The 8088-nt window shown below is 35.3% G+C and carries 9 protein-coding genes; 6 read left to right on the top strand and 3 right to left on the bottom strand.

Annotated elements, in window-relative coordinates:
- The first annotated feature begins 710 nt into the window (after positions 1-710).
- Positions 711-1370: a potassium channel family protein gene (locus HF990_RS14560; protein ID WP_016838285.1), complete on the top strand. Its 660-nt coding sequence runs from the start codon at positions 711-713 to the stop codon at positions 1368-1370.
- 123 nt (positions 1371-1493) lie between these two features.
- Here HF990_RS14560 and HF990_RS14555 read toward each other — a convergent pair whose 3' ends face one another.
- Together HF990_RS14555 and HF990_RS14550 are read right to left on the bottom strand one after the other, a co-directional pair.
- Positions 1494-1937: a TlpA family protein disulfide reductase gene (locus tag HF990_RS14555; protein WP_096550555.1), complete on the bottom strand. Its 444-nt coding sequence runs from the start codon at positions 1935-1937 to the stop codon at positions 1494-1496.
- Positions 1938-1978: 41 nt separating this feature from the next.
- Positions 1979-2521 (bottom strand): peroxiredoxin, encoded by a 543-nt coding sequence (locus HF990_RS14550; protein ID WP_168412870.1) that lies wholly within the window; start codon positions 2519-2521, stop codon positions 1979-1981.
- 302 nt (positions 2522-2823) lie between these two features.
- Here HF990_RS14550 and HF990_RS14545 point away from each other — a divergent pair, with 302 nt between their 5' ends.
- The 5 genes from HF990_RS14545 to HF990_RS14525 are packed head-to-tail and all read left to right on the top strand — an operon-like array spanning position 2824 to position 7160.
- A complete protein-coding gene (locus tag HF990_RS14545; RefSeq protein WP_016838282.1) occupies positions 2824-3366 on the top strand; it encodes a helix-turn-helix domain-containing protein in 543 nt (180 codons plus the stop codon).
- Between the two features lie 18 nt (positions 3367-3384).
- Entirely contained in the window at positions 3385-4485 is a 1101-nt protein-coding gene (locus HF990_RS14540; protein WP_016838281.1) for an ABC transporter ATP-binding protein, read from the top strand.
- Positions 4478-5284: an ABC transporter permease gene (locus HF990_RS14535; RefSeq protein ID WP_168412869.1), complete on the top strand. Its 807-nt coding sequence runs from the start codon at positions 4478-4480 to the stop codon at positions 5282-5284. Before HF990_RS14540 ends, HF990_RS14535 begins: the two co-directional genes overlap by 8 nt.
- Positions 5284-6087: an ABC transporter permease gene (locus tag HF990_RS14530; RefSeq protein ID WP_016838279.1), complete on the top strand. Its 804-nt coding sequence runs from the start codon at positions 5284-5286 to the stop codon at positions 6085-6087. The genes HF990_RS14535 and HF990_RS14530 overlap by 1 nt, the downstream gene beginning before the upstream one ends.
- Positions 6084-7160 (top strand): ABC transporter substrate-binding protein, encoded by a 1077-nt coding sequence (locus HF990_RS14525; RefSeq protein ID WP_016838278.1) that lies wholly within the window; start codon positions 6084-6086, stop codon positions 7158-7160. Before HF990_RS14530 ends, HF990_RS14525 begins: the two co-directional genes overlap by 4 nt.
- A 111-nt stretch (positions 7161-7271) precedes the next feature.
- Here the strand turns inward: HF990_RS14525 and HF990_RS14520 are convergent, their stop codons facing one another.
- Positions 7272-7724, bottom strand: coding sequence for a GNAT family N-acetyltransferase (locus HF990_RS14520; protein WP_096550550.1), 453 nt, complete (start codon positions 7722-7724; stop codon positions 7272-7274).
- Positions 7725-8088: the final 364 nt, after the last annotated feature.

Here is an 8088-nt window from a genome sequence, read left to right as displayed (position 1 = left end):
CGGCTAAAAAATGTGGGAGGGGAATGGAATCAAAAACTGCTATATTTGGTTTGATTCCACTTACGCTACTTTAATCGGATTTGGAAACAGTGTATAAGAGTTTTTACACAATTATCGGGACTTGACTGGCTTTTTTTATCGCTTGGCTATTATGTTCGCTCCTTTGACTATTATCCTCTGGCGTGTGACTAATATCTTCTGAAATTTGACTATTATCCCTCTCTGCTCCCGGCTTTTTTTATCGCTTGGCTATTATGTTCGTTCCTTTGACTATTATCCTCTTGCGTATGGCTAATATCTTCTGAAATTTGACTATTATAGCCCATCGCTTGCGGCTATTTTTATCGATTGGCTATTATGTTCACTACTTTGACTATTATGCTCTTGTGAATGACTATTATCTTCGGAAGTTTGGCTAATTTCTCCTATCGCAAACTTTTTAATCGATTGACTATTATCTCAGATCAATGGAATCCATTACTTCTATTCGATTAAATAAATGAAGAAAGTAGACTTGAAATCATTGAGAACGAGGAAAAAGCTTTAAAGCCTTCACTTGTGATAATGGTGTTTGGTTTGCTTATTATAAACGTATACGATTCACGAAGTAAACCATATGGAAACAACTAAAAAATAACCTTTCCCTCTATTTGTGGATTTCGAAATAGTAAGCTAAAATAATGTCATCGATGCATGTACGGAGGTAACAAATGAGAAAAGAATTTGTAGTTATTGGGTTGGGACGATTTGGAGGAAGTATCTGCCGGGAATTAGTTCGACTTGGAGCAGATGTGATGGCAATTGATTCTTCATCTGATCGAGTGGAAGAATTTTCTAAAATTGCTACCCATGCGGTTATTGCAGATTCCACAGATGAGGAAGCATTAAAATCACTCGGTATCCAAAACTTTGAACATGTGATTGTGGCAATTGGAGACGATATTCAAGCAAGTATACTCACGACATTAATTATAAAAGAATTAGGTGTACCCCAAGTTACTGTAAAAGCGCAAAACGATTATCATGCAAAAGTATTACAAAAAATAGGGGCGGATTTAATCGTACACCCAGAACGGGACATGGGTATTCGCATTGCCAATAACATAATGTCGTCCAATGTCCTTGATTATTTAGAATTATCCGATGAGCACTCCATTATGGAAATTAAATCAAACCATCGCATTGCTGGATATTCTATTAAAGATTTAGATATTCGTGCGAATTACGGAATTAACATTATCGGGATTAAACGAGGCGAACAAATCATCATTTCTCCTAGTGCCGATGAAAAAATATTATTAGGCGATATATTGCTTGTCATCGGAGCTGTAGTGGATATTAACCGCTTCGTCAATCGGGCGATGACATAATAAGTGATATATTTCATGAAGCCTTGATGAAGCTTTTCTTTCCAAAAAACAACTCTTTTGAAACAATCATGATACAAAAAAAGCTGTCTGAAGAGTTTTCTTACCTTCAGACAACTTTACCTTTTATTTTTCCTCTATAATCCTGTTTACCCGCTGTTCTAACATTTTCATTCCTTTTCCACCAGCTTGATAGTGCCGCAAAAAACCGGAGCGGTCAAACAAATAATAGGAAGGCACATATTCATTTTCAAATAAATCCGATAATAATAAATCATTATCTACAAATATAGGCTGTGTCATATTTAACTTTTCCGCTACTTGTTTAATTGTTTCAATATCCGTATCTTCTTTTGAACGAGGCATATGCACTGCTACGACACTCAAGTAATCTTTATACTTTTCACGAAATCGATTAAAATCGGGCATAGCTTCTTTGCATAAGTAGCAGCTGATTGACCAAAAGTGGATTAACGTGAGTTTTTCTCCTAATAATTCTTCTTTTCGCACTTTCCCATTAATCCATATTGTTGCACCATCCAATTCTGGTAATGGTGAACGCAATTTCATCAACTTTCCCCCTTAAAAATATCTCCCATGCCTCTGTAAAATCATAATGTAGATTGACCAGGGCGCCAATTGGCTGGGCATAACCCGCCCGTTTGAAGAGCCTGTAATACGCGCAATACTTCATCAACATCCCGACCAATATTATTGTGATGTATGACTTGATATTGAATCTCACCATCTGGACTAATAATAAATAATCCGCGAAGCGCTACCCCTTCCTCTTCTATTAAAACACCAAACTTCCTTGAAACTACGTGATTGTGATCCGAAGCTAAAGGGTAATTTAGCTGTCCAATACCATTTTTCGTCCGCTCTGTATTGATCCATGCTAAATGAGTATATATTGAATCTGTCGACACACCGATTACTACTGCATTTAATTCTTCAAACTCATCATAGCGATCGCTCAATGCTGTAATTTCCGTGGGACATACAAAAGTAAAATCCATTGGATAAAAAAATAGAACAGTCCATTTCCCTTCATTCATGATATCTTCCAAAGCAACTTTTCCAAAGGTCTTATCCGGCATTGCTGCATTCAATTCAAATAACGGAGCCTGTTTATTCACTAAACATTCTGCCATGTGAGATTCCCCCTAACCGCCAAAATGAAGATAATACTTTCCTTTTTTTACGTTAACAAATGCATTCCGTATTTTCAATTATTTTGGGTACAACGCTTCCTAATATCTTACTGAAAAGTTAAAAAAATATTGCATTTTTTCTTTATATAAATATGAAAATTTTATAAAAAATTGTTGCATTTCAATTAAAATTAGGTATAATCATTATCTGTAATTGTAAACTAAAAGTTTTGTAAAAGTAAACTTTCTTACAAAAAGTTTAGAAAAAATAAACTACTTGTCGAAAAAGAGGAGTTTTATCTATGCAAATCGGAAAGAAAATTAAAGCATTGCGCATTAAGAAAGGGTTAACTCAAGAAGAGCTCGGAGAAAGAACGGACTTAACTAAGGGTTACATTTCACAACTTGAACGCGATTTAAACTCCCCTTCCATCGACACGCTTTTTACCATTTTAGAAGTATTAGGTTCCACCCCTAAAGAATTTTTTGATGATGATTTTGAAGAACAAAAAGTGGTTTACAGCGAGGAAGACCAAACCTCTTATATAGATGATGAAAAAAAATATGAAATCAAATGGCTTATACCGACTTCCAATGATAAAGAAATGGAACCGGTCATCATCACATTTCAAAAGGGTGGCGAATATAAACAATTCGAACCTTCTCTAGCTGAAACATTTATTTATGTATTAAAGGGTCGGATTCGAGTTGTTTTAGGGGAAGAAGAATACATCGCCAGTGAAGGAAATTCAATCTATTATGAAGCTTCAAGCAATCACCAAATATTTAATGCCAATGATGGTGAGTCACAATTGCTTCTTGTAGCAACAGAATCTTATCTATAGTGTTTAGGAGGCTTGGATATGAGTAACACAATTATTCAATTTGAAAATGTATCAAAATCTTATGACGATGGGACAGTAGTATTAAAAAACATAAACTTTGAATTGGAGAAAGGAAAGTTTTATACCTTACTTGGACCATCAGGTTGTGGAAAAACAACGATTCTTAGAATAATTGCGGGTTTTACAGAGCCTTCTAGCGGAAACGTCTATTTTAATGGAAAAAAAATCAACAACGTTCCTGCTCACCAACGACAAGTAAATACAGTATTTCAAGACTATGCGCTATTTCCACATTTAAATGTCTTTGAAAATGTCGCATTCGGATTGCGCATAAAAAAGATAAAAGAAAGCGAAATTAAAGAGCGTGTTATGGAAGCGCTGAAATTTGTCAATTTGGAAGGGTTTGAAAGCCGTGAAATTTCTGAGATGTCAGGTGGTCAGCGACAACGTGTAGCCATTGCACGAGCAATTGTGAATGATCCCGAAGTGATTTTACTAGATGAGCCACTATCTGCCCTTGACTTAAAATTACGTTCTGAAATGCAATACGAACTCAGAGAATTACAGCAGCGACTTGGAAAAACCTTTGTTTTTGTCACTCACGACCAAGAAGAAGCCTTAGCGATGTCTGATGAAATTTTTGTATTAAACGATGGTGAAATTCAACAATCAGGTTCCCCTGTTGACATATACGATGAACCAATCAACCGATTCGTAGCGGATTTTATAGGAGAATCAAATATCGTTGAAGGCATTATGTTAGAAGATTACAAAGTGCAATTTGCCGGAAGAGTTTTTGATTGTGTTGATAAAGGCATGAAACCAAATGAAAAAGTAGATATTGTCATCCGACCTGAAGATTTGGAAATTACATCAGTGGACAAAGGAAAACTCGTTGTAACAGTCGATACTCAATTGTTCCGCGGTGTGCATTACGAGTTATCGACTTATGATAAAGACGGTAATGAATGGCTCGTTCATTCTTTGAAAAAGGCAGAAGTTGGCGAAGAAATCGGCTTAAACTTTGATCCAGAAGCAATCCATGTAATGCGTTTAAATGAGACGGAAGAAGAATTTGATAAACGATTAGAATCATATGGAGAGGGTAACAATGCGTGATCGTGTAGCAAAAGGGCCGCTCATTCCCTATCTCCTTTGGATTGCTTTCTTTGTCATTGCGCCAATTGCCTTAATCGTTTATTATTCCATGCTAGATTTAAACGGCAATTTCACATTGGAAAACTATAAACGATTCTTTTCGCCTGTTTATATCCAGATGACACTTACTAGCTTTTTTTACGCTGTCATCATAACTTTCTTTACATTGCTTATTTCTTATCCGATGGCATTTATTTTAACGAAAACGAAACACAAATATCTTTGGCTCATGTTTATCATTATTCCATCATGGATTAATTTACTATTAAAAACTTATGCTTTCATCGGAATATTTGGTTTATATGGACCGATTAATGCAGTGGTCAGCGTATTTGGAATTGAGTCTCAACAAATTTTATTCACTGATTTTAGTTTTATATTTGTTTCTGTTTATATCTTTATTCCATTTATGATTATTCCGATCTTTAACTCCTTAGATAAGTTAAATCCAACATTAGTGGATGCAGCAAGAGATTTAGGTGCATCACCTTTTACTACATTCCGCCGAGTAATTTGGCCATTAACAATCGAAGGCGTGAAGTCGGGAATTCAAGTTACATTTATTCCTGCATTATCACTCTTCATGATTACTCGCTTAATTGCAGGAAACCAAGTGATTACATTAGGGACAGCTATTGAACAGCAATTCCTCGTTGCCCAAAACTGGGGAATGGGTTCAACAATTGCCGTATTCCTTGTATTAATCATGTTAGTAAGTATGTTATTCACTGGTAGAAAAGCAAAAGGAGGTCGCGTGTAATGAATAGATTATCTACACCAGCAAAAATATATGTCGCCGTTGTATTCATCATATTATACGCGCCGATCTTCTATTTAATTTTCTACTCATTCAATAGCGGTGGTTCCATGCATAATTTTGAGTCATTTACATTGGAACATTATCAAGCTGTTTTTGAAGATTCTCGGTTGTTAGTCATATTAATTAACACAATCATCATCGCCCTGTTATCTAGTTTAATTTCTACGATTCTCGGTACTTTAGGGGCAATTGGAATTGTGTCAATAAAAAACCGAAAAATGCGAAATACGTTGCTTTCATTAAATAATATTATGATTGTAAGCCCAGATGTAGTGATTGGTGCAAGCTTTTTAATTCTCTTTACGATGATTGGAGTAAAACTCGGATTTACGTCAGTCCTAATCTCACATATTGCTTTTAGTATTCCGATTGTTGTTTTAATGGTATTGCCGAAGTTATTAGAAATGAATCCAAATTTAATTGATGCAGCACAAGATTTAGGTGCCACTAAACGGGATGTTTTATACCGTGTAATCGTCCCTTACATTAAACCTGGCATTTTTGCAGGCTTCTTTATGGCACTCACCTATTCATTAGATGATTTCGCTGTTACGTTTTTCGTAACCGGAAACGGATTCTCTACATTATCTGTAGAAATTTATTCCATTGCTCGCGTTGGTATTTCATTAACAATTAATGCCCTTTCCGGAATTATCTTTGTCGTGACGGTTCTTATTGTAATTGGTTACTATTTCGTAACCCGCCGCACGAAGCTTGCTAACGGGGGGTTAGGACGATTATGAAATCATTAATTAACTTAAGTATCGCTATTTTGCTACTATGTGCGGGGCTTTACTTCGTTGCTGATCAATTGGAAGCTTCCGGCGGCAAAGGAAGTAAAGACACGATTACAATTTACAACTGGGGAGACTATATCGACCCTGATTTATTAAAACAATTTACTGAAGAAACTGGAATTAAGGTCATTTATGAAACATTTGATTCCAACGAAGCAATGTTGACAAAAATCCAACAAGGTGGAACGACATATGACATCGCCATCCCATCTGAATATACTATTGAGATGATGATTGAAGAAGATTTACTCCACCCAATTGATCATTCAAAAATACCGAATTTACAATATATTGATCCCTATTATTTAGACTTACCTTTTGATCCGAAAAACAAGTATTCTATACCATATTTCTGGGGTACGGTTGGCATTGTCTTTAATCCAAATTTAATTCCAGATCATATAACTTTTGAATCATGGAACGATTTATGGGATCCTTCCCTGAAAAGAAAAGTATTTTTAGTGGATGGTGCCCGCGAAGTAATGGGAATGGGTTTAAACTCCATTGGCGAATCGTTAAATGCAAAAGATGAGAAATTGTTGCGTCAAGTAACTGATAAACTCGTCACCCTTTCTCCAAATATTAAAGGGATCATCGGTGATGAAATCATACCTTTAATGATTAATAATGAAGCAGCTGTTGCCCTCACATGGTCGGGATCAGCAGCTGATATGATGTCAGAAAATGAAGAATTAGATTATGCAGTACCACAGGAAGGATCAAATTTGTGGTTTGATAACTTTGTCATTCCGAAAACAGCAAAAAATATTGATGGTGCACATGCCTTCATTAACTTTATGCTGGATCCTGAAGTAGCAGCGCAAAATGCTGAATATGTTGGTTATTCCACACCAAATAAAGCTGCATTAGACATAATGGATCCAGAAATTGTTAACGATGAACGTTTCTACCCTCCTGAAGAAATAAAAGATCGGTTAGAAGTATATGAAAATTTAGGCTTAGAATGGCTAGGAAAATATAACGAATACTTTTTGGAATTTAAAATGTCCATCAGGTAGCTCTTTTGTCAATGACAAAAATGAATGATTGAGAGTTTCTTTTTAAGAAACTCTCAATTTTATTCTTTTTCAGGGTTTTATTAATATAATCTTTTTCTTCTCATAGTCGTTCTATAATTCTTGGGATAGCCGAATCATATCCCTGCATTGAATGCCATTTTCAAAAATCTCTATATCGTAGTGCCTTATAAAATAATCTCTGTCGATACCGGTAATTCGAAAACCGCATTTTTGATAAAGAGCTAGTTGGGAGATGCTTGAGTTTCCGGTTCCAATTTCAATTGTTTTAAAACCTTTTTCTTTTGCTGTATTCACTGCATGCATAACCAAAAGTTTTCCTATTCCTTTTCCTTGATAGTTTTCAGCAACAGCAACATTCACGACTTCCATTGTTTTGGGTCTTGTCGCAAGCAGGACATAAACTCCTACAATTTGATGATTCATTTCCGCAACATAGCATTCACCTCTTTTTAAATATTCTTCCACATTGTCCACAGAAGGATCCGCCAATAACAACAAATCCATTGGCGGATTTTCATTGTTATTTAATAATCGTATAATCATAAAATCCCCCTTTTAAATTAATTAAGGAAGTAAAATGCCAAAAGGTTATAAATAATAATTTGTCCACCTTCACAATTGGTTGGACCATATAAAATTTTACTGTTTTCTGTTGTAAATATCATGCTTAGCAATTTTAACTACGCTGTTCAGAGGAGGCAGATACAGTGATTGCTTTATATTTATATAGCAGATTGTTAAAATAATCGATTGATTAAAATTCTTTCTCCTATATTTTCCCACTAGCGTCGCATTAAAATAATTTAACACCTTCAAATAAACCGAATTTTCTGAAATATAATCCAAACACAAAAAAATCCTTTATAATGGTTGGGTGGTAGTAAACCATCCAAATCCAATACAAAGG

The organism is Ureibacillus thermosphaericus (assembly GCF_012396605.1).
Taxonomy (GTDB): Bacteria; Bacillota; Bacilli; order Bacillales_A; family Planococcaceae; genus Ureibacillus; species Ureibacillus thermosphaericus.
This window is presented reverse-complemented; position numbering and strand designations above follow the sequence as displayed.